We start from the raw sequence: 20,931 nt of genomic DNA on the forward strand, positions 1-20,931 counted from the left end.
TTAATTTATAGCAGTGATTCCCCATTTAGATCTGTAGTGAGAACATCGCTCATATAATTAAAAAAGGGTAGTAATAATTTATAATGATCTATGAGTTTTTTCTGAAAATCTGCTGCCAGAACTTCCTCATCTGTAAAAGCATGTGAGACGAAAAATGACTTGTTTTTAATGAGATCATTTGCAGGATGCTCAACGTTAAATCCTCTGGGAGCTGTCTTCACCTGATTACCTGGGTTAAAACCTCCAAAAGCTTTTTTAAACGCTGGTTGAGCTAAAATCTCCCTAATTTCAGAATCATCCATCTCAAATTCCTTACGTATGCGCAAAAGATCTGCCGGCTCCGGACTAAAAAAACCACCTGCCATGCGCGAATTTCCGGGTTGTATGCGCAAATAATAGCCACCACGTCTTTGATCTCCTTCTCTGCTGTAACTTGCACTACGATGCACATTGTAGGGTGTTTTATCATTACTGAATCGTATATCACGATTTATTCTGAACACCTTTGTCTTATCTATCGCATCAAAATTGTTCAAGCCCTCTTTAACTTCGGCATAAAACGACTTTAATATTTTTTCATTTCGCTGATAGCGATTTTTATTATCATTCATCCACTCCCGGTTATTATTCAGCTTTAGATCGTCTAAAAATTTAAAAATCTCCGGTTTTAATTGAATCATTAATTTAGTTTTTGAAATAGTTATTAGCGAATTTTAACCCTATTTTACCGATTTTCTTGCCTTTACAGCCACTTTTTTCGCTTAAAATACCAGATCAATATGAGACAAACAATTACCATTGCTCCCAGCAAATAGAAGTAACTATATTTATAATGTAGTTCTGGCATAAAGTCAAAATTCATCCCGTAAATACCAGCCATAAATGTCAATGGAATAAAGATACTTGCCATAATGGTAAGCACTTTCATCACCTCGTTCATCTTATTGCTTATGGTGGTCATATACATATCCATAAGTCCCCAGGTCATCTCTCTGTAGACCTCGATACTTTCATAAACCTGAACAACATGATCATATAAATCTCGTATATAGGTTAAGGTACGGTCTTCTATAAGTGAAGTTTCCTGCTTCTCAAGTCTGCTCACAACTTCTCTAAAAGGATAAACCGCTTTACGCACACGCAGGACTTCCCGTTTTAAATCCTGAATATCCTGTGTAATATCATCTTCTACATGATTTAAAAACAAATCATCTTCTAGTTGTTCTATTTTATCGCTCATAGATTCTATCACAATAAAGTAGTGATCTACAACAGCATCCATAATGGTAAACATAAGATAATCTGCACCTGCATTTCTTATGCGCCCTTTAGCATTAGCTATACGTTGTCTTAATGAATCAAATACATCACCGTCTGACTCCTGAAAAGTCAATACATAATCCTTACCTAAAACAAGACTTATGTGTTCATTTACAAACTCATCCTTTTCATTAAAATAGAGCATTTTAAAAACTATGAACAAATATTCAGGAAATTCATCAATCTTTGGTCGTTGATTGGTATCTACAATATCCTCAAGAGTAAGTGGATGCAGTTTGTAGTGCGAACCCAAAAGTTCTATCTGGTCTGTTCTGTTAAGACCATTTACATTGATCCAGCTTATATGACCGCTTCCGGTTTTGTTGTATCCCAGAGAAACATCCTTGCTGGACATGCTCTGGTAGTATTCTTTAGAATAATCTATGACCTCTATGTGTAGATCATCACTTTCCTTATTTCCTGTATAATTAAGAGTACCAGGAACATCATTCTTAACTTTTCTTTTCTTCTTTTTTAAATGAGGAAGTCTGGGTTTTCTAATTTTAAGGCGTTTAGTCATAGTAGGCATTTGTAGCACCTAAAAATAGAAAAAGTCCGCCAATTGGCAGACTTTTAATTTATATATCAGGATTTGACTAAGCGTGTTGTAGCTCGTGTTTTCCTTCTTTTATTTCCTCAATTAATTTTGAGTTAAATGCTGGGAGGTCATCAGGATTTCTACTTGTTACAAATCCTTCATCAACAACAACTTCTTTATCTACCCATTTTGCTCCTGCATTTACAAGATCATCTTTAATAGTATGGTAAGATGTCATTTCTCTGCCTTCTACTACTCCGGCACTAATTAGCGTCCACGCAGCGTGACAGATTGCAGCAACAGGTTTATGTTGAGCGAAGAAATCTTTTACAAAGGTAAGAGCATCTTCATTTGTTCTTAAATTATCAGGATTCATCACTCCACCTGGTAACATCAATGCGTTATATTGATTTGCATTAACTTGATCTACTGTTTTATCAACATCATATTCATCTGACCAATGATCTTTATCCCATGCTTTTATTTTTCCAGCTTTAAGGCTTATGATATCTACCTCAAAACCCTCATCTTTCATCGCTTTAAGTGGAGAAGTTAATTCTACTTCTTCAAATCCGTTTGTAGCTAATATTGCAATCTTCTTAGTATTCATATTGTTGGTTTTTAGTTCGACAATTAATTCAATACAAAGATAGGCAGCAGTTGTGTTTACCGGGGTTAAAAGACTTATAAGCCTAAGCTAAAAAAGGTTAAAATATAAGGGAAACTAGCGTGTTGTGTTAAAAGCTTTTTGATTGGAAATGTTAATACCCACCATCACTCTAAATGCTGCGATTTAATAAAAAAGTTTCATTAAGAATTAGTCCTGAAGCCGCAGCTATGTGTGTCAATTTTATTTCATTTTCAGGCAATAGCATGGCTTTGATTTCATCTAAAGTAAACTTGCCAGCTCCCAGATCAAAAAGCGCTCCCATCATCAGTCTTATTTGGTGTCTCTTAAATCCCATTCCTTTTACACGCAATGAGTAGCTCTTTTCAGGAAAGAAATTAGCAGTATAAATATCATTTTCTGCAATCTCGCAGCAGTCTATAGTCATTTCTGTAATAGTCTGCTCTTTAGGCTTATACGTGAAGTTTTTAAAATCGTGGTTTCCTTCCATTAATTTGGCAGCTTCCTTCATCAGCTCAATATCAAGGTCTTCCAGAATATTTACCATATAAGGTGCAGCAAAAGGGTGGTTTTTTTCACCAAAAGAAAACAAATACAAATACTCTTTTATTTTAGGATGCTGAATGATATTAAAGTCTGCATCTGTTTCAGTAATTTCTAAAGCGCGAATATCTGGTGGTAGATTTTCGTTCAAAACAGGGAGAAAATCGGTCAAATCAAGCGGTTTTTCGTCAAGAAATAATTCAATATAAGTTTCATTTACAGAAACTTTAGAATCTGTTCTGCCTGCTGCAAGTATTTTAAAATTAGACCTGTCCAGAATATATTTCAACGTGCGTTGTACCATACGCTCTACCGTAGGCTTTTCGGGCTGCTTCTGCCAACCGTGATAACGGAAACCCAGATATTGTAACTTAATAATGTAATAAAATCGCTTTCTAAACATATCGCAAAAATAACTTCTTTTGCCAGAATGCACTGTTATACTTAAACTACTGTAAGCTTCTGCCATAATTTCTACTACTATACTTATATAATGGCTAAATTTGAAATTGGATTTAAATCTGGAATGTGGAAAAGAAAGAAATCATAAAGCAACTCAGGCAACATAAAAAGAATGCCAACCTAAATTTTAAACTGAAAGAAAATACACAGTTATTTACTGATAAACTCTTTCATACTCTATTTGATTATCATACAGATCTTGATGTCAATCTTGAAGAACTGGAAGTGATTTTTACAGAACTTGTTGATCTTGCCTGCTGGGAAACCGATAAAAAGTGTTCTAAAATCTGGGATAATTATGTTGCTAATCTGCCCGAAATTCTGCGCAAGCTTAATCTCGACGCGCAGGCTATATATGATAATGATCCCGCGGCCCGTTCTATAGAAGAAGTTTACCTTTCTTACCCTGGCTTTTATGCTATCGCAGTATATCGCTTTAGTCATGATTTGTATATAAAAGGTTTTCCCATAGTGCCACGTTTAATGACAGAATATGCACATTTTTTGACCGGTGTAGATATCAATCCGGGGGCCCAAATAGGGGAATATCTCTTTATAGATCATGCCACAGGAATTGTGATTGGGGAAACCGCAGTTATTAAAGACCATGTAAAATTGTATCAGGGAGTTACTCTGGGAGCGCTAAGTGTAAACAAAGAACTTGAGAACATAAAACGGCATCCAACTATTGAAAATAATGTCACCATATATGCTAATGCTACTATTTTAGGTGGCAACACGGTCGTGGGCGAAAATAGCATCATTGGCGGGAATGTTTGGCTTACGGCTTCCGTTCCGCCTTTTTCACTGGTTTCTCACAGACCGGAAATACAAATACGCGAAATTGCAAAAAATGAATTATAATCTTGAACGCCTTATTGGCAATACGCCCTTGGTAGAATCTAGGGTTCTCCAAACTAATCCTAACGTAAAACTGCTTTTTAAACTGGAAGGTGATAATCCCGGCGGAAGCGTGAAAGATCGTGCGGCTTACAACATGATCAAAAGCGCGATGGAACGTGGTGAAATTGATAAAAACACCAAGCTTATCGAAGCCACCAGCGGAAATACCGGAATTGCACTGGCTATGATCGCCAGTATTTACGGTCTTTCACTTGAGATCGTAATGCCCGAAAATTCGACTAAAGAGCGTGTGCAAACTATGCGAGCTTATGGAGCGACCGTCATCCTAACGTCAAAAGAAGTGGGGATTGAAGGAGCGCGCGATTACGCTGAAGCGAAAGTAAGAGACGAAGGTTATTATATGTTTAACCAGTTTGGAAACCCCGATAACTGGAAAGCGCATTACAAAACCACGGGACCTGAAATTTGGCGTGATACCGAAGAAAAAGTAACGCACTTTGTTTCTTCTATGGGAACTACGGGAACCATCATGGGAACTTCCACTTTCTTAAAAGAAAAAAACAAAGACATTCAGATTGTGGGCGTACAACCTACAGACGAATCGAGCATTCCCGGAATACGCAAATGGCCTCAGGAATATCTACCCAAGATTTTTGACGCTAAAAAAGTTGATCGTATCATGGAAGTGAGTGAAGCCGATGCGCGGATTATGGCAAAAAGATTGGCTAAAGAAGAAGGTATTTTTTCAGGAATGAGCAGTGGTGGGGCTACCGTAGCGGCTTTACGCTTATGTGAAGAGCTGGAAGAAGGCATTGTGGTTTCTATAATCTGTGATCGTGGCGACCGGTATTTATCTTCAGATTTATTTGACGAGTAATTTTTTGAAAACTTCGCTATCACAGCAATATCAAGGATTTTTACAAACCTCGGATTTGTTTTTGGCGGACTATCCCGGTTTTTAGGTTTTTGATAGCCAGACTCTTTATTTAAATACCATTCCCCCTCTTGATGTTCCAAAAAATATAAGGCTTGGTCAGCGTATGGAATATTTTATGGAAGCGGCGATTATGGCTTCCCAACGCTACGAACTGATCGCCAAAAACCTGCAGATTATACACAATAAGAAAACGCTGGGCGAAATTGATTTTTTGATTCGTGATCTTAATGAAAATAAAGGTATCCATCTCGAACTCGTTTATAAATTCTATCTGTTCGATCCGCTTTACAGCGCTAACAAATATGCTTGTTGGATTGGCCCAAACCGCAAAGACAGTCTTCCGCTTAAATTAAATAAGCTTAAACCCCAACAATTACCGCTGCTTTTTAAGCCGGAAACACTTCCGTATCTCTCAAAAATCGGACTTAAGCCGGGAGAAATCGAGCAAAAAATCTGCTTTAAAGCGCAATTATTTACCGATTTTCATACCAAAATAACCGATATTAGTGGGTTAAATCCCGATTCTGAAATAGGTTTCTGGATGAATTTACAGGATTTTAAAGCTTTCGCGAAAGCGGAAACGAAATTCTATTTTCCGGTTAAAATTAAGTGGGTCATTCTACCCGCTTCCACAGATCCCATTCACTGGATAGATAGAACAGAAGCCTTTAAGCAAATTGAAAACAGCTTAAATCAGCTACGCTCGGTCTATTGCTGGACAAAAACCCCAAACGATTCTATTTCCCGCTGTTTTGTGGTGTGGTGGTAATTGCAGACGAAGCTTTAAATGACTGTCATTCCGAATTTATTTCGGAATCTCATAATACTAATCAGCAATTAGGATGTGAATCTGAATCAAGTTCAGATTGACGAAATCTTATGCAATGCTTTACTTTTTCCTTTCCAGCAACACTTTCTCGATATCCTCAAGTCCAAAACCTTTAGCTTTAAGCAAAATCAAATAGTGAAAAAGCAAATCGGCGCTTTCATTCAGAAAAAGGTCATCATTATCATCTTTGGCTTCAATAACGGTTTCTATGGCTTCCTCGCCTACTTTTTGAGCGATCTTGTTGATCCCCTTCTTGAATAAGCTGGCGACGTAACTTTCGTCATTTTCCTGATTAGCTTTACGATCAGCAATAACCGTTTCCAACTGGGTAAAAAACCCGAATTCCTGCTTGTTTTCACCTCCCCAGCAAGTATCAGTACCGGTGTGACAGGTAGGCCCCTGTGGATTTACAGTGATTAATAATGAGTCATTATCACAATCATTGCTAATAGAAACAAGATTTAAAAAATTCCCGCTTTCCTCTCCTTTAGTCCATAGGCGTTGTTTGCTGCGGCTAAAAAATGTTACTTTTTTAAGTTCGTTGGTTTTTAAGAATGCTTCTTCATTCATATAACCCTGCATCAACACATTTTTGGTCTTTGCATCTTGAATGATCGCGGGCACAAGGCCGTCTTTGTTGTAATTGATTTTCATTTTTTATTTTTTGAAATAGTCACTTTTGTTTTTCTTCAAGTAATTTAAAGACTTCATCCTCATTTACCCGTAGATATTCTTTAGTTTTGAGCATAAGGATTAATAATCCTAAATCTTCTTTTTCATCATCAGTCATAATGATTATTTTTTTAAGAAATTTAAATCCTTACCGAAATTCCTTTATTCTGCAACTCTTTTTTCAGATCCGGGATGTCAATTTCATGAAAATGAAAAACACTGGCTGCCAGTGCTGCATCTGCTTTTCCTGCTGTAAAAGTGTCGGCAAAATGCTGCATATTCCCGGCTCCACCGGAAGCGATTATTGGGATATTTAGCAGTTCATCCAGTTTGGCCAGGGCTTCATTGGCAAAACCGTCTTTGGTGCCGTCATGATCCATAGAGGTAAACAGAATTTCCCCTGCACCTCGCGCTTCCACTTCCTGCGCCCATTCAAACAAATCCAGTTCGGTGGGGACTTTTCCTCCTACCAGATGCACTTTCCATTGATCGTTGATTTGTTTGGCATCAATCGCAACCACAACACATTGTGAACCGAATTTTGCCGCGAGCTCATTGATCAACTGCGGATTTTTAACCGCAGACGAATTGATAGAAACTTTATCAGCTCCGTTTTGCAATAAAATATCTACATCTTCAACCGAGGAAATCCCACCGCCCACGGTAAAGGGAATATTTATTTTTTCTGCCACACGTAACACCATATCTGCTAAAGTTTTACGCTTTTCTTCGGTTGCCGAAATATCCAGAAAAACGAGTTCGTCAGCTCCGGTTTCAGCGTATTTTGCAGCCAGTTCAACCGGATCTCCGGCGTCCCGTAAATCGATAAAATTAACGCCTTTTACGGTACGCCCGTTTTTGATATCCAGACATGGTATGATACGTTTTGTAAGCATTTACTCTTTGTTTTTTTTCGTTAATTCTACTCCGTCATAAAAGCCTAAATCCTGTTCTGTTAGCAGTTTTACCCAGAAGGCAATCTGCCCGGTGTGGTAAGAATAATGTTCCACCACATGTGTTATTACTCCTATTCCTGTAAATTCATAAGCCTGAACTTGTCGCATGCGAATAAATTCATCTGCAGGGAGATTTTGTATGATTTCTTTGGCTTTTTCTACGATTTTCACCAGTTTTTGAAGCAATTCTTCCTTAGTTACCCCTTCGGAAACTTCAAATTCTGCATCGCGTTTGCGAGTATCCGGTAACCTTCCCAGCGAGGAAATAGCGTATTGGCCAATGTTTCCGCATAAATGTAGGATGATATTCCCTATACTGTTAGACTTAGCATTGGGTCTTAACCAAACCTGCTCTTCACTGATCTTTCCCATGGCAATCTGAATCATGCGCGTACTTTCGTCAATGCGATATAGGGTACTTTCTTTAAATGCTGAGATCAGTTCTGTTTCCATCAAGATTGAATTATAAAATTTTCCAATTGCTTAAGCGAAATTCGCCCCTCATAGATCGCTTTCCCAATTATCGTGCCTTCGCATCCTATTTCCGCCAGTCTAGGCAATTCGTCGAAATGGGAAATTCCCCCGGAAGCGATTAGTTTTAATTTATTCTTAGCTGCAGCAGGCTCAGCCTGACAGTTTAAAATAATTTTTTGATACAATTCAAAGGCAGGGCCTTCTAGCATGCCGTCTTTACTAATGTCGGTGCAAATTACATAACTCACGCCTTTTTCCCGGTATCCCTGAATAAAAGGTATCAGTTCTTCATTAGATTCTTCCATCCATCCGGAAACAGCAACTTTTTCATCTTTCGCGTCGGCTCCCAGGATTATCTTTTCGTAGCCAAATTGCTCCAGCCAACCCAGAAATATGTCCCTGTCTTTTACCGCAATGCTCCCGCCGGTAATTTGTTTTGCACCACTTTCAAAAGCGATACGCAAATCTTCATCAGATTTTAAACCGCCACCAAAATCTATCTTAAGCGAAGTTTGTGATGCGATTTGTTCCAAAATTTTATGGTTTACAATGTGCTTACTTTTAGCCCCATCCAGATCAACCAAGTGCAGATATTCTATCCCATGTGCCTCAAAAGACTTGGCAATCTCCAGCGGATTCTCGTTATAAATCTTTTTGGTATTGTAATCGCCTTTAGAAAGCCGAACGCACTTACCGTCAATAATATCTATAGCAGGAATTATTCTCATAATTTTTATTCTTTATTCAAGCTTCTCCCCTTGTTAAGGGGAGGATCCTCCAAAGGAGAAGAGGGGTTTTACCACCCCGACCCAACAAATTGGGCCACCCCTCCTTGCTAAGGCTGGGAATTAATAAAACTCTAATATATCTTCATCACTCTGTTCCGAAAATTTTCGGGATTGTTTCAGAGCCTCATCTTTCTTTTTGTGATGCTGAACTAAATTCAGCATGACGCTTTATTTTCACTATAATTCTAAAAAATTCTTCAACATTTGTTCGCCGGCGGTGCTGCTTTTTTCGGGGTGAAATTGCACACCGTAAAAATTATCCTTTTGCAAGGCCGAAGCATAATCCATTTCGTAATGCGTCGTGGCAATAGCTTCCACACAAGCGGGTGCATAAAAGCTATGGACGAGATACATATAGGAATATTCCGGAATACCGGTAAATAACGGACTTTTAAGAGCAGAAATCTGATTCCATCCTATCTGCGGAACTTTTACTTTATTGGAAAATTTAACCACATCTACATCAAAAATCCCCAAGCCTTTCGTATTTCCTTCCGTAGAAGAATTACACATCAACTGCATCCCCAGACAAATCCCCAAAACCGGTTGTTTTAAGGTGGGAATAATTTCATCAAGTCCTGTGTGTCGTAATTTTTCCATGGCACTACTCGCCTCTCCCACTCCCGGAAAAATCACTTTATCAGCGTTTTGTATTTCTTCTGGATCATCTGATAATATAGCATTTACACCCAATCGCTTAAACGCAAATTTTAAACTTTGAATATTTCCTGCTCCGTAATTTATAATTACTAATTTCATTTCTTCCTCTCTTTATTCTGGCTTTTTAGACCTGCAGGGTTTTGAAAACCCTGCAGGCCTGGTCCATTTTAAGTCGTCAACCTGAATTGTCCCACTGAGCTTGTAGAAGTGTTGTTTCAGGTTCTCATTACCTTCACTTAATGCGATTCCGAAATAAATTCGGAATGACGCTTTTCTACTATCTTAATTATTATCACAGGTTTAATTTTTCACTTTTCGTTTTCAAATTAAGACCTACAAGGTTCCTCATTTAGACCTACAAGGTTTTGAAAACCTTGCAGGTCTTTACAACATTCCTTTAGTTGAAGGCAGTATCATTTTTTCTGCGTCTCGTTTTACGGCGGCTTTTATTGCTTTCGCCAAAGCTTTAAAAATCGCTTCAATTTTGTGATGTTCGTTAGTTCCTTCTGCTTTTACATTCAGATTTGCTTTAGCGCCATCGGTAAAGGATTTAAAGAAATGGTAAAACATTTCGGTAGGCATCTCTCCTATTTTCTCCCGTTTAAAATCGGCTTCCCAAACCAGCCAGTTACGGCCGCCAAAATCAATAGCCACCTGCGCCAGGCAATCGTCCATAGGCAGGCAAAATCCGTAACGCTCGATGCCCATTTTATTTCCCAGCGCCTTCCCGAAAACTTCACCCAAAGCAATCGCCGTGTCTTCTATGGTATGGTGCTCATCAACTTCGAGATCACCATCTACATGAATTTTTAAATCCATCGCCCCGTGACGAGCCAGTTGATCGAGCATATGATCAAAAAAAGCAAGTCCGGTTTTTATATCACTTTTCCCGGTTCCATCGAGGTTTAGGTCGATTTCTATGTTTGTTTCGTTTGTTTTCCGACTGATAGAAGCTGTTCTGTTTTTCAGTTTAAGAAACTCATAAATGGTTTGCCAGTCGTTGCTTTCTAAAGCGATAAAATCATCAAGGGCGTCTCGTTTTACTGTAATTTCTTCGGTTCCCAAATGCGTTTCATCATTGATAAAAATTCCTTTTGAACCCAGATTTTTAGCCAGTTCCATGTCGGTTAAGCGATCCCCAATTACAAAAGAGTTTTCCAAATCATAGTCTTCTGAAAAATAAGAAGTAAGCAATCCGGTTCCCGGCTTACGCGTTGGTGCATTATCTTCAGGAAAAGTTCTATCAAGGTATACCGCATCAAAAACTACCCCTTCGTTTTCAAAGGATTTCAAGATGAAATTGTGGACCGGCCAGAAGGTTTCTTCCGGAAAAACATCGGTTCCCAAACCATCCTGATTGGTGATCATGACGAGTTCGTAATCGAGTTCTTGGGCAATCTTCCCCAAATAAGTAAACGCTTTGGGGTAAAAAACCATCTTCTCAAAAGCATCGATCTGCTCGTCAACCGTTTCCTTGATGATCGTCCCGTCGCGGTCTATAAATAATACTTTTTTCATATTATAATCTTCTTCAATATTCGAAGGTTAAGCAATTTAGACAGCTCACTTCTTCAACATGTTTTAAATTTCGTTTAAAGCCTGAATCAGTTTTTTATTTTCTTCTTCGGTACCCACTGTAAAGCGCAAAGTATTTTCACAAAGTGGCTGGGTGCTTCGGTTTCTCACTACAATTCCTTTAGCGATTAATTCCATATACCTTTTATCTGCATCATCTACTTTAGCCAGCAGAAAATTGGCGTCAGAAGGATATAGTTTCTCTACGAAATATACCTGAAGTAAAGCTTTAGATAAAACACTTCTTTCCTCTAAAATTGAGCTTATTTCAGCATTAACGCTTTCCTGATTTAAAATACGTTCTAAAGCTCTTTTTTGAGTTAATTCGTTGACGTTATATGGCGGTTTAATCTTATTTAAAACAGCGATAATTTCTTCGGAAGCAAAAGCAATCCCTAATCGAATCCCGGCCATTCCGTAGGCTTTTGATAAGGTCTGAGTCACGATTAAATTAGGATAATTGTGCAGTTCTGATGACCAACTTTCGCCTGGAGCGAAATCTATATAGGCTTCGTCAATAATGACCAAACCGGGGAAATTTTCGAGTAAATATTCTACTTTTTTTGCATCAAAAGAATTGGCTGTGGGATTATTAGGAGAACACAGAAACAGCAATTTGGAGCGGGAATCCATCGCCTGGATTATGTTATCCACATCCGGCTGAAAATCGGCATCCAGCAACACTTCCCGGTTTTCGACTGCATTGGTCTCGGCTAGCACTTTGTACATTCCGTAGGTGGGTGGCAAAGTGATCACATTGTCTACTTTAGGTTCACAAAACGCCCGATAAATCAAATCCAATACTTCATCACTGCCATTACCAAATAAAATCTGATCCGCAGGAACCCGTTTTATAGACGATAAATGCTGCTTTAAAGTCACCTGATGCGGATCGGGATAGCGGTTTACACTAGTATTAAACGGATTTTCATTAGCATCGAGAAAAACCATTTCCGCTTCAAAATCGGTGAACTCATCTCGCGCCGAAGAATAAGGTTTCATGCGTGAGACATTCTCGCGCACCAGCTTGTTTATGTTAAAGCCCCTCTCCCTAACCCTCTCCCCATTGGAGAAAGGGAATTTTTCGCTTTTTGGTTTTGTTTCTTCTCCCTTCATGGATCTGGATTTATGTGACGCTGAAACAAGTTCAGCATGACGTCGCTTTATTTAATTATTGATTTCTTTTAAGCGCAAGCTTACCGCATTTTTATGCGCCTGTAAACCCTCGGCTTCGGCCATTAATTCAATCGCGCGGCCTATATTTTGTATGCCTTGTGGCGAAATTTTCTGAAAGGTCATACTTTTTAAAAAACTATCCAGATTCACCCCGCTGTATTGCTTGGCATAGCCGTTTGTAGGTAGGGTATGATTGGTTCCGGAAGCGTAATCCCCAGCGCTTTCCGGTGTGTAATTCCCAATAAAAACCGAACCTGCATTTTGGATATTCTCTACATAAAAATCGGTATCCTGCGTGCAAACGATAAAATGTTCCGGTCCGTACTCATTGATCAATGCTAAAGCGATCTCATCATCTTCTACATAAATCAGCTTGCTGTTGGCAATTGATTTTTCGGCAATTGCTTTTCGCGGAAGCTCGATTAATTGTTGTTCGATTTCTTGTTCAACTTTTTCTATTAATTTTTTTGAAGTTGAAACCAAAATCACTTGGCTATCAACACCGTGTTCTGCCTGACTTAGCAAGTCGGAAGCCACAAAAGAAGCATTAGCCGTATCATCAGCCACGATGAGCAATTCTGAAGGTCCCGCCGGCATATCGATGCTCACGTTAAATTTGGTCGCCATTTGCTTGGCAACCGTGACAAATTGATTCCCCGGACCAAAAATTTTATACACTTTAGGTACGGTTTCGGTGCCAAACGTCATTGCTCCAATCGCCTGAATACCACCTATTTTAAACATGCGCGTAACCCCACAAAGCTGGGCGGTGTAGAGGATCGCGGGATTTATTTTTCCTTCTTTGTCAGGTGGCGTACAGAGTACAATTTCTTTACAACCCGCGAGTTTTGCAGGTATTGCTAACATTAAAATCGTAGAAAACAAAGGTGCTGTGCCGCCGGGAATGTACAGACCCACTTTTTCGATTGGGCGTTTTTCCTGCCAGCAGTCTACGCCATTTGTCGTTTTTACAACTACTTTTTCTGTGCGTTGTGCAGCGTGAAATTTTTCGATATTTCCTTTAGCCAGTTGTATCGCTTGCTGCAAATCCTCACTTAAAAGCGCTTTCACGGAAGCGAATTCTTCCTCACTTACGATGTTTGAATCTAACTTTACTCCATCAAAACGCTGAGTATATTCGGCAATAGCCAGATCACCATTTTGTTTGATAGCGTCGAAAACCTCGGCTACAATACCTTCTATATCCTGCACGGTTTGGGTAGGCCGTTTTAAAATTTCGGCCCAGGAATCCCGCCTTGGATTTACGATTTTATTCATTTTAAATACATTTTTCGCCAGAGCGAAATCTCACTTAGATTACCATTTTCTCGATAGCGCTTACCAAAATTCCTTGTGCTCCAGCTGCTTTAAGTTTATCGATCACATCCCAGAACTGGTTTTTATCGACAACTGAGTGTACACTGCTCCAACCCTCTTCTGCCAAAGGTAACACGGTAGGACTTTTCATTCCCGGAAGCATTTTTATGATTTCGTCAACTTTGTCATTTGGAGCATTGAGCAAAACATACTTAAAATCTCGCCCTTTAAGAACAGCTTTAATTCTGAATAAAAGTTTCTCCAGTATAGCTTCACGCTCTTTATCAATCTCCGGAGAAACTGCAAGCACGGCCTCTGAAGTAAGCATGACTTCAACTTCTTTTAAATTGTTTTTAAACAAGGTGCTACCGCTGGAAACAATATCGCAAATGGCATCTGCCAAGCCAATATTAGGTGCTATTTCTACAGAACCTGTAATGATGTGTAAATCGGCAGTCACCCCTTTTTCTTCAAGATATCTGAGTACCGTATTAGGGTAAGAAGTGGCGATGCGTTTACCTTCAAAATCTTTTACAGACTCGTATTTTTTTCCTTTAGGAATAGCTAAGGAAACCTTGCATTTTGAAAAACCCAGCTTCTGTGCAATGCTGATATCTTCCCCTTTTTCAATCAATACATTTTCACCGATAATAGCGATATCTACGACACCGTCACGCAAATATTGAGGAATATCACCATTTCGCAGATAAAAAACCTCAAGCGGAAAATTGCCAGCACTAGCTTTGAGTTGGTCGCGACCATTATCTATAGAAATTCCACAGTCTTTTAATATTTGCAGGGAATCTTCATTAAGTCTCCCCGATTTTTGAATAGCAATCCTAATTTTTTTTGTCATTTTTTTGTTGGTTATGCCTGAGCTGCCCAAAAACAGAAAACCCGTTTGAGAAGCTCAAACGGGTTTTTGTTATTTTGTTTAATTTCAACATAACATTTTTACCTCGCCTGAGTGCAAGTATAAAAATGATGGTGATGAAATTTTTTGTTTTCCATTGTTGAGCAAACTTAATTAAAATATCTCAGCAGATAAATAAGTTTGAAGATTTTTTAGCAAAAATTTAAGGATACCGGTTAATTAGTTATTTTTGTCGATTAATCGATATTTAGTGTCGTTAATCGTAATGAGGAACTTTTCAAAAGCATTTGTCATATTTCTATTTTGGGCAGGCATTGGTATTTTCTTTCTATATTCTACAAATGCTTTTGTAGGTGATGAAAGCTTAAAATCTCAATCGAGCCCTGGGATAAGCGATGCCGACAACGATCAGAATGATGCTCAATTTGAAAATGCTGAAACTATTGCAGACACTATACATGAAACGTCATACATAGATGACCATTTAAATGATATTGATACGTTGCAAACCGAAGTTTACACAGAAAACTCACTCCTTTTTGATGAACTAAATAGCTCATTAAAAGATCATTATAATAAAAAACCGGTTGAAAAGGCAGAAAAATCGGTTCCGCAAAGGGTAAAATCACCCAGAGGAGATATTATTTATCCTCGTTATTCTAATGGTGGTCTGGTGATGGATAAAAAGCTGCAACAGTATGCCAATTCGATCAAAGAAAAACTAGACACACATACTGATTATCAACTAATAATAGTGGGACATACAGATAATGTGGGTAACGATGTTGATAACTATCTTATAGCCTTAGAACGAGCCAGACAAATAAAATGGTACCTTACAACCCGAATGGGTCTAGATGAAGACCGAGTTAGCGCTATATCTAAAGGAGAAACAGAACCTCTCTTTAATAATGATACCAAAGCTCATCGATCAAAAAACAACAGAATAGAAGTAATAATAGAATAACCTAACACATGCAGGATAAAGTAGATACGATTACTATACCTATAGCCTACATCGAGGTTTTTACACTAATGCTTGTTTCCTTTATTATAGGATACACTTTTGCTTATTATTTTCACCGTTCTAAATATATTAAGAAAGTTGCAGCTTTGCAGCGAAATTTATCTACTCAATCTAAAACGGTAAGAGCAAGCACACAGATAAGCAGCAGAAATGAAAGAGAACCTCTTGCTGAAACTGAAGATAATGATTTTGATCTCAATCTTCATAAAAAAGCATTCTCTCAACAAGTTCTGGAAAAGCCCACAGATAATGACGGGTTATATTTGGATTTTGACAGATTAGGTTATGCTGCAGAAGAAAACGCAGATAATCTTCAAAAGATTGTAGGTATAGGTCCCTATACCGAAGAAAAATTGAATGATATTGGCATATTTACTTATTCACAGATAAGTAAATTTAATGATAAGGATATTGAGATCGTAACAGAGCTCATCAAATTCTTTCCAGACAGAATTAAAAATGATCAATGGGTAGCTAAAGCGAAACATCTGCAGCAGCAAAAAAAAAGCGGCTTAGCAGATGATAGTTTTAAAGCTTCTATGAGAAGAGCGTAATAAAAAAATGGCCGATTAATATCGGCCATTTTTTTATAGAATTACCCGATTTTTAGTTGTTTCCACCAAGTATTAATGGGAGTCCGCTATCGCCAGCACCTATCACCACAACTTTAGAATTAGGCGACTTAGCCAGCTCTAGCGTTGCTTCAATACCTTTATCTTTTAGAATCTGATCATTTAATGACTGACTTAAAATACGGTTAGCATCAGATTTACCCTGCGCCTGAATGATCTGTCTTTGCGCTTCTTTCTGTGCTGAAACCAGTCTAAATTCATACTCAAGCGATTCCTGCTCCTGCTTTAATTTTCGCTCAATAGCGGTCTTAATTGTAGGTGGCAAAGTCACATCACGCACAAGTACCTCGTCAAGAATTATATATTGATTTTTAATGATCTTCCTTGTTTCCTCATAAATTTCTGCCTGTATAGCATCACGTTTAGAAGAGTACAACTGCTCTGGTGTATATCTACCTACCACAGAACGCGCAGCAGAACGAACGGTTGGTAATAAAATCCTGTCTACATAGTCCTCACCTATTTCCTGGTGAAGTTTACCCAAATCTTTTGCGTCGGGTTGATACCAGATAGATGCATCTAATTTTATATCTAAACCATTAGATGAAAGAACATTCATTTTTTCAAAAAGCTCCTGTCTGCGCACTTCGTAAATAAATACTTTATTCCAGGGTGCAACAAGATGAAAGCCTTCTGTAAGTGGAGGTTCATCAGTCACTACACCCCCTCCAAAAGTTCGGTACAAAACACCGGCTTCACCAGAATCAATTGTAATTGCAGACTTTGCAAAAATGATTATTAAAATAATTGCACCTATTATAATAGGCAAACCTGCCTTAGGTAATTTATCCATAGTTATATATTTAATTTAGATTTATATGAGTCCGTTATATTTTCTAATGAACCATTCTGCCGCAAGAGAAGCAGCAATTATGAATAGTAGAATTCTGAAATCGATTAAAGGTACGGTTTTTTCACTACTCTTCTGGATGGGTATATGCCGGTCATCGTTCATGAGTGTTGCAATAAGTTCTGACTCGTTACCTATAGTAAATGAGCTGCCCTCGGTTTCCTGTGCAATACGTTCTATTTTTTTCCAGTCTGCATTAAAATTTTGATTTTCAATATTGTAATCTATAATTGTAAAAGAACCACTTTTATTGAGAGGCTCGTCATTTGTATAAACTGTAAATTGATATGTACCGGGATCTAAATTTCTTAGATTAACCTCAAACCTATTTCCTTTTACGAGAAAGGGAGCTTCATATGTTTGTTTGCTTTGAGTATTCTCTATTCTTATATTGAGAGAACCTCTGTTATCAAATACATAGTTTTTATCAAATAATTGAGCTTGCAATGTTATTTGACTGCCACCATAATAAAATGATTCATAATTAATTTGAAGACGCGAGCGCTTTTCTTTAGAAGCGCCATATTGAATGAGTTTATCAATGAAGTTATCAAAACCTTCAAAGCTTTTAGTCTCAATATAATTTTTAGCCCTCCATTTCCAGATTCCACTTCCAAAAAGAGCAATATGCCTAACACCATTTTCTTCGCCCAATGCAAGGAGCGGTTTAGAGGTATTTACTCCATTTATATTTTGATAAAGTGCTACTTCGTTAATTGATTTCAAAGAAATATCTCCAAAATTAGCATTTAAAGGAGGAAAATCTGAAAAGCCAATATCGTCAAGCAGAAAAGCAGTAAAATTAGAATTCAATAAAGGTTGAGCTTCATCAGATTCTTCAATTGCATTTTGACTGAATGAGTTCTGATTTTCATTCACAAAAGTGAGATCAGTTTCAGGTCCTGCAATTATAAAACTGTTCTTTTCTAATTTCTGTAATTCAGCAAAGACATTTTTGAAGGCGCTATCTGGCTGATAAAGGATCACAAAATCATAATCATTGATAACAGACGCGTCTATGGGGGTTTTTATTAAATCTACTTTTCTAAGTTGATTGCTTTCTATTGATTTTTGTAAAGCCCCCAGATCAGGATGAAGAACAGAATACACAATAAGAATTTTTGTATTTTGATCAATTACATCAACAGCAAAATTCTTGGCATTATTTACTGTGTTTTTTTCAGTATTTATTGGCGAAAGTTCAGCAGTATATTGCTGAACGCCGATCGCGCTTGCCGGTAGAAAGGTTTTAAAAATGTGAGATTTATTTTGAGGACTAAAATTCACCTTTTCCCTGTGAACAATTCGCCCTGATAATTTGATGAGAAATTGTGTTTCTACAGTTTGGCTTCCCTCATAACTACTTAATACTTCAACCGGAAATTCATTTTTAAGATATGCATATCTATTAACATTTATACGGTCTATACTGAGGTCATCATAAGTAGTAGTATCTCCTGCAGCCAAAAAATAAATAGGTGTATTTAATTCATCAGCAACATAGGCGTAGTCTGCGCCTATATTTGCATTCCCGTCTGTGATAAGTAAAGGCGCATAAGTCGATGATTTATAGACATTATTAAAGGTTTGAAAAACCTGAGCTATGTTACTCTGACCCTGATCAAAAGTTAAAGAATCTAATGATGAAGTTCTTTCTCCAAAAGTATACAGATCAATATCAAAACGATCGCTCAAGCGACTATTTTGTAAGACATTAAAACTGTTTTTGACCTTTTCAGTAAAATCTAAATTTGCAATAGAAGATGAATTATCTACGGCAAGAGCAAGAACGGGCTTTACAATTGTGTAGCTTCTGTTTTTGAAAGTAGGATTTATAATAAGCAGCAAGACTGCAAATATTGTCACAAAACGGAGCAGAAAAAATATATAATTATACTTATTCCTGTTTTTAGTTTTATAAAAATATTGATAGGCCGCAATACCTAACGCTATTATTCCGGAAAGAATAATAAGAATAACGGTATTTTTGGCCATAAAATCGCTTATTTAAGGGAAAAATTAGGTTAGCATTCCGCCGTCTACCTGTAGAACCTGACCTGTAATATAATCACTCATATCACTTGCTAAAAATACGCAGGCATTTGCTATATCTTCCGGCTTACCACCTCTTTTTAGCGGAATAGCATCTCTCCAGCCAGCAACCGTTTTCTCGTCTAATTTTGCTGTCATCTCAGTTTCAATAAAACCAGGTGCAACCACATTAGTACGTATATTTCTTGAACCTAATTCTAAAGCCATAGATTTAGAAAAACCAATTATACCAGCCTTAGAAGCCGCATAATTAGCCTGCCCTGCATTTCCTTTAACACCAACTACAGAACTCATATTGATAATGCTGCCCTTACGTTGTTTTAACATAGTACGCTGTACGGCCTTAGTCATATTAAAGATAGATTTGAGGTTTACATTAAGAACCTGATCAAAATCTTCTTCACTCATTCTCATTAGCAGGTTATCTTTTGTAATACCCGCATTGTTTACCAAAACATCAATACTACTAAAATCTTCTAATACACTTGCAACCAATAGCTGAGCTTCTTCATAAGAAGCAGCGTTAGATTGATAAGCTTTAGCTTTAACACCTAATTGTGTTAATTCTTTCTCCAGTTCTTCTGCAGGACCTGCAGATGAGCTGTATGTAAAAGCAACATTAGCTCCATTTTTAGCAAAAACTTCTGCAATACCTTTTCCTATACCACGGCTTGCACCAGTAATAATTACATTTTTACCTTCAAGAATTTTCATATTCTAGTAATTGATGATTTTTGTGTGTATGTTTTTTCAAATATAACGAAACCCTAATTGACAGCGCTACGGTTACATTCAATTTGAAATAGAAAAAGCGGATGTTTAGATCCGCTTTTCTATTTTAAATATAATAAAGATTAGCCTAAAACTTCAGCCACCTTTTTTCCTATTTCTGCAGGTGAATCAACAACGTGTACACCACATTCTCTAAGAATAGCTTTTTTCGCCTGAGCGGTGTCATCACTGCCACCTACAATTGCGCCGGCATGACCCATTGTTCTACCAGCAGGAGCAGTTTCACCAGCAATAAAACCAATAACAGGTTTAGTTGTGCCGCTTTCTTTGATCCAGCGCGCAGCATCTGCCTCAAGTTGACCACCTATCTCGCCTATCATAACAACGGCTTCTGTTTCCGGATCATTAATTAGTAATTCTACTGCTTCTTTAGTAGTTGTACCAATGATAGGATCACCACCAATACCTATTGCAGTAGTAATGCCCAGACCTTGTTTTACCACCTGATCTGCTGCCTCATAAGTTAATGTTCCTGATTTTGAAACAATACCTACTTTCCCTTTCTTAAATACAAAACCAGGCATGATACCTACTTTCGCTTCACCGGGAGTTATTACGCCAGGACAGTTAGGACCTATTAGTCTACAATCTCTGTCTTTAATATAGTGCGCAGCTTTAATCATATCTGCTACGGGAATACCTTCTGTAATTGTAATAATAACTTTAATACCAGCGTCTGCAGATTCCATAATCGCATCTGCAGCAAATGCCGGAGGAACGAAAATAATAGAAACATCTGCCCCGGTTTCTTTTACCGCTTCTTCAACAGTATTAAATACCGGCTTATCCAGATGAGTTTGCCCACCTTTACCAGGAGTTACACCACCTACTACGTTAGTACCGTATTCAATCATTTGACCGGCGTGAAAAGTACCTTCACTTCCTGTGAAACCTTGAACTATTATTTTGGAATCTTTATTTACTAAAACGCTCATTTTTTAATTGGATTTAAGTGGTGACAAAAG

General features: G+C 37.9%; 22 protein-coding genes. 5 read left to right on the plus strand and 17 right to left on the minus strand.

What is annotated here, in order from left to right; genetic code table 11:
- Positions 1–5 precede the first annotated feature (5 nt).
- The 4 genes from ACH3PA_RS15775 to ACH3PA_RS15790 form a co-directional block, all read right to left on the minus strand.
- Positions 6–680 carry a DUF2461 domain-containing protein gene (locus tag ACH3PA_RS15775; RefSeq protein ID WP_416442067.1) on the minus strand — a complete coding sequence of 225 codons (675 nt, stop codon included), beginning with the start codon at positions 678–680 and terminating at the stop codon, positions 6–8.
- A 62-nt stretch (positions 681–742) separates the two neighbouring features.
- Positions 743–1,840: a magnesium/cobalt transporter CorA gene (corA, locus tag ACH3PA_RS15780; RefSeq protein ID WP_416442068.1), complete on the minus strand. Its 1,098-nt coding sequence runs from the start codon at positions 1,838–1,840 to the stop codon at positions 743–745.
- A gap of 76 nt (positions 1,841–1,916) precedes the next feature.
- Positions 1,917–2,468, minus strand: coding sequence for a type 1 glutamine amidotransferase domain-containing protein (locus ACH3PA_RS15785; protein ID WP_416442069.1), 552 nt, complete (start codon positions 2,466–2,468; stop codon positions 1,917–1,919).
- A gap of 169 nt (positions 2,469–2,637) precedes the next feature.
- The gene (locus tag ACH3PA_RS15790) at positions 2,638–3,432 is read right to left on the minus strand and encodes a tRNA pseudouridine(38-40) synthase TruA (RefSeq protein ID WP_416446708.1); all 795 of its coding nucleotides are present in this window, start codon (positions 3,430–3,432) and stop codon (positions 2,638–2,640) included.
- 125 nt (positions 3,433–3,557) lie between these two features.
- On the opposite strand from ACH3PA_RS15790, the gene epsC reads away from it, so the two are divergent.
- The 3 genes from epsC to ACH3PA_RS15805 all read left to right on the plus strand — a co-directional run bounded on the left by epsC (position 3,558) and on the right by ACH3PA_RS15805 (position 6,061).
- Positions 3,558–4,355 (plus strand): serine O-acetyltransferase EpsC, encoded by a 798-nt coding sequence (epsC, locus tag ACH3PA_RS15795; protein WP_416442070.1) that lies wholly within the window; start codon positions 3,558–3,560, stop codon positions 4,353–4,355.
- On the plus strand, positions 4,345–5,232 hold the full coding sequence (gene cysM, locus ACH3PA_RS15800; RefSeq protein WP_416442071.1) for a cysteine synthase CysM: 888 nt from the start codon (positions 4,345–4,347) through the stop codon (positions 5,230–5,232). Before epsC ends, cysM begins: the two co-directional genes overlap by 11 nt.
- 118 nt (positions 5,233–5,350) lie before the next feature.
- Positions 5,351–6,061 (plus strand): DUF1853 family protein, encoded by a 711-nt coding sequence (locus ACH3PA_RS15805; RefSeq protein WP_416446710.1) that lies wholly within the window; start codon positions 5,351–5,353, stop codon positions 6,059–6,061.
- Positions 6,062–6,181: 120 nt separating this feature from the next.
- On the opposite strand, the gene hisIE is transcribed toward ACH3PA_RS15805, so the two are convergent.
- From hisIE to hisG, 9 genes are all read right to left on the minus strand, one after another.
- Positions 6,182–6,775, minus strand: coding sequence for a bifunctional phosphoribosyl-AMP cyclohydrolase/phosphoribosyl-ATP diphosphatase HisIE (gene hisIE, locus ACH3PA_RS15810; RefSeq protein ID WP_416442072.1), 594 nt, complete (start codon positions 6,773–6,775; stop codon positions 6,182–6,184).
- A gap of 158 nt (positions 6,776–6,933) precedes the next feature.
- Complete coding sequence (hisF, locus tag ACH3PA_RS15815; RefSeq protein ID WP_416442073.1) at positions 6,934–7,689, minus strand: imidazole glycerol phosphate synthase subunit HisF; 756 nt, start codon at positions 7,687–7,689, stop codon at positions 6,934–6,936.
- Positions 7,690–8,202 (minus strand): DinB family protein, encoded by a 513-nt coding sequence (locus tag ACH3PA_RS15820; RefSeq protein ID WP_416442074.1) that lies wholly within the window; start codon positions 8,200–8,202, stop codon positions 7,690–7,692.
- A complete protein-coding gene (hisA, locus tag ACH3PA_RS15825; RefSeq protein WP_416442075.1) occupies positions 8,202–8,951 on the minus strand; it encodes a 1-(5-phosphoribosyl)-5-[(5-phosphoribosylamino)methylideneamino]imidazole-4-carboxamide isomerase in 750 nt (249 codons plus the stop codon). Before hisA ends, ACH3PA_RS15820 begins: the two co-directional genes overlap by 1 nt.
- A 237-nt stretch (positions 8,952–9,188) precedes the next feature.
- On the minus strand, positions 9,189–9,770 hold the full coding sequence (hisH, locus tag ACH3PA_RS15830; RefSeq protein WP_416442076.1) for an imidazole glycerol phosphate synthase subunit HisH: 582 nt from the start codon (positions 9,768–9,770) through the stop codon (positions 9,189–9,191).
- Positions 9,771–10,055: 285 nt separating this feature from the next.
- Positions 10,056–11,189: a bifunctional histidinol-phosphatase/imidazoleglycerol-phosphate dehydratase HisB gene (hisB, locus tag ACH3PA_RS15835; RefSeq protein ID WP_416442077.1), complete on the minus strand. Its 1,134-nt coding sequence runs from the start codon at positions 11,187–11,189 to the stop codon at positions 10,056–10,058.
- 63 nt (positions 11,190–11,252) lie between these two features.
- Positions 11,253–12,362: a histidinol-phosphate transaminase gene (gene hisC / locus ACH3PA_RS15840; RefSeq protein ID WP_416442078.1), complete on the minus strand. Its 1,110-nt coding sequence runs from the start codon at positions 12,360–12,362 to the stop codon at positions 11,253–11,255.
- A 51-nt stretch (positions 12,363–12,413) separates the two neighbouring features.
- Positions 12,414–13,700, minus strand: a complete 1,287-nt coding sequence (gene hisD / locus ACH3PA_RS15845) for a histidinol dehydrogenase (RefSeq protein ID WP_416442079.1) — start codon at positions 13,698–13,700, stop codon at positions 12,414–12,416.
- Between the two features lie 34 nt (positions 13,701–13,734).
- Positions 13,735–14,595 (minus strand): ATP phosphoribosyltransferase, encoded by an 861-nt coding sequence (hisG, locus tag ACH3PA_RS15850; RefSeq protein ID WP_416442080.1) that lies wholly within the window; start codon positions 14,593–14,595, stop codon positions 13,735–13,737.
- Positions 14,596–14,878: 283 nt separating this feature from the next.
- On the opposite strand from hisG, the gene ACH3PA_RS15855 reads away from it, so the two are divergent.
- Together ACH3PA_RS15855 and ACH3PA_RS15860 are read left to right on the plus strand one after the other, a co-directional pair.
- On the plus strand, positions 14,879–15,580 hold the full coding sequence (locus ACH3PA_RS15855; protein ID WP_416442081.1) for an OmpA family protein: 702 nt from the start codon (positions 14,879–14,881) through the stop codon (positions 15,578–15,580).
- Between the two features lie 8 nt (positions 15,581–15,588).
- Complete coding sequence (locus ACH3PA_RS15860; RefSeq protein WP_416442082.1) at positions 15,589–16,194, plus strand: hypothetical protein; 606 nt, start codon at positions 15,589–15,591, stop codon at positions 16,192–16,194.
- A 52-nt stretch (positions 16,195–16,246) separates the two neighbouring features.
- Here the strand turns inward: ACH3PA_RS15860 and ACH3PA_RS15865 are convergent, their stop codons facing one another.
- From ACH3PA_RS15865 to sucD, 4 genes are all read right to left on the minus strand, one after another.
- The gene (locus tag ACH3PA_RS15865; protein ID WP_416442083.1) at positions 16,247–17,065 is read right to left on the minus strand and encodes a prohibitin family protein; all 819 of its coding nucleotides are present in this window, start codon (positions 17,063–17,065) and stop codon (positions 16,247–16,249) included.
- Positions 17,066–17,086: 21 nt separating this feature from the next.
- Positions 17,087–19,117: a vWA domain-containing protein gene (locus ACH3PA_RS15870; protein WP_416442084.1), complete on the minus strand. Its 2,031-nt coding sequence runs from the start codon at positions 19,115–19,117 to the stop codon at positions 17,087–17,089.
- Positions 19,118–19,141: 24 nt separating this feature from the next.
- Positions 19,142–19,888: a 3-oxoacyl-[acyl-carrier-protein] reductase gene (fabG, locus tag ACH3PA_RS15875; protein ID WP_416442085.1), complete on the minus strand. Its 747-nt coding sequence runs from the start codon at positions 19,886–19,888 to the stop codon at positions 19,142–19,144.
- Positions 19,889–20,028: 140 nt separating this feature from the next.
- Complete coding sequence (gene sucD / locus ACH3PA_RS15880) at positions 20,029–20,901, minus strand: succinate--CoA ligase subunit alpha (protein ID WP_416442086.1); 873 nt, start codon at positions 20,899–20,901, stop codon at positions 20,029–20,031.
- Positions 20,902–20,931 lie beyond the last annotated feature (30 nt).

It is taken from the genome of Leeuwenhoekiella sp. A2 (assembly GCF_047946655.1).
Classification (GTDB): Bacteria; Bacteroidota; Bacteroidia; order Flavobacteriales; family Flavobacteriaceae; genus Leeuwenhoekiella.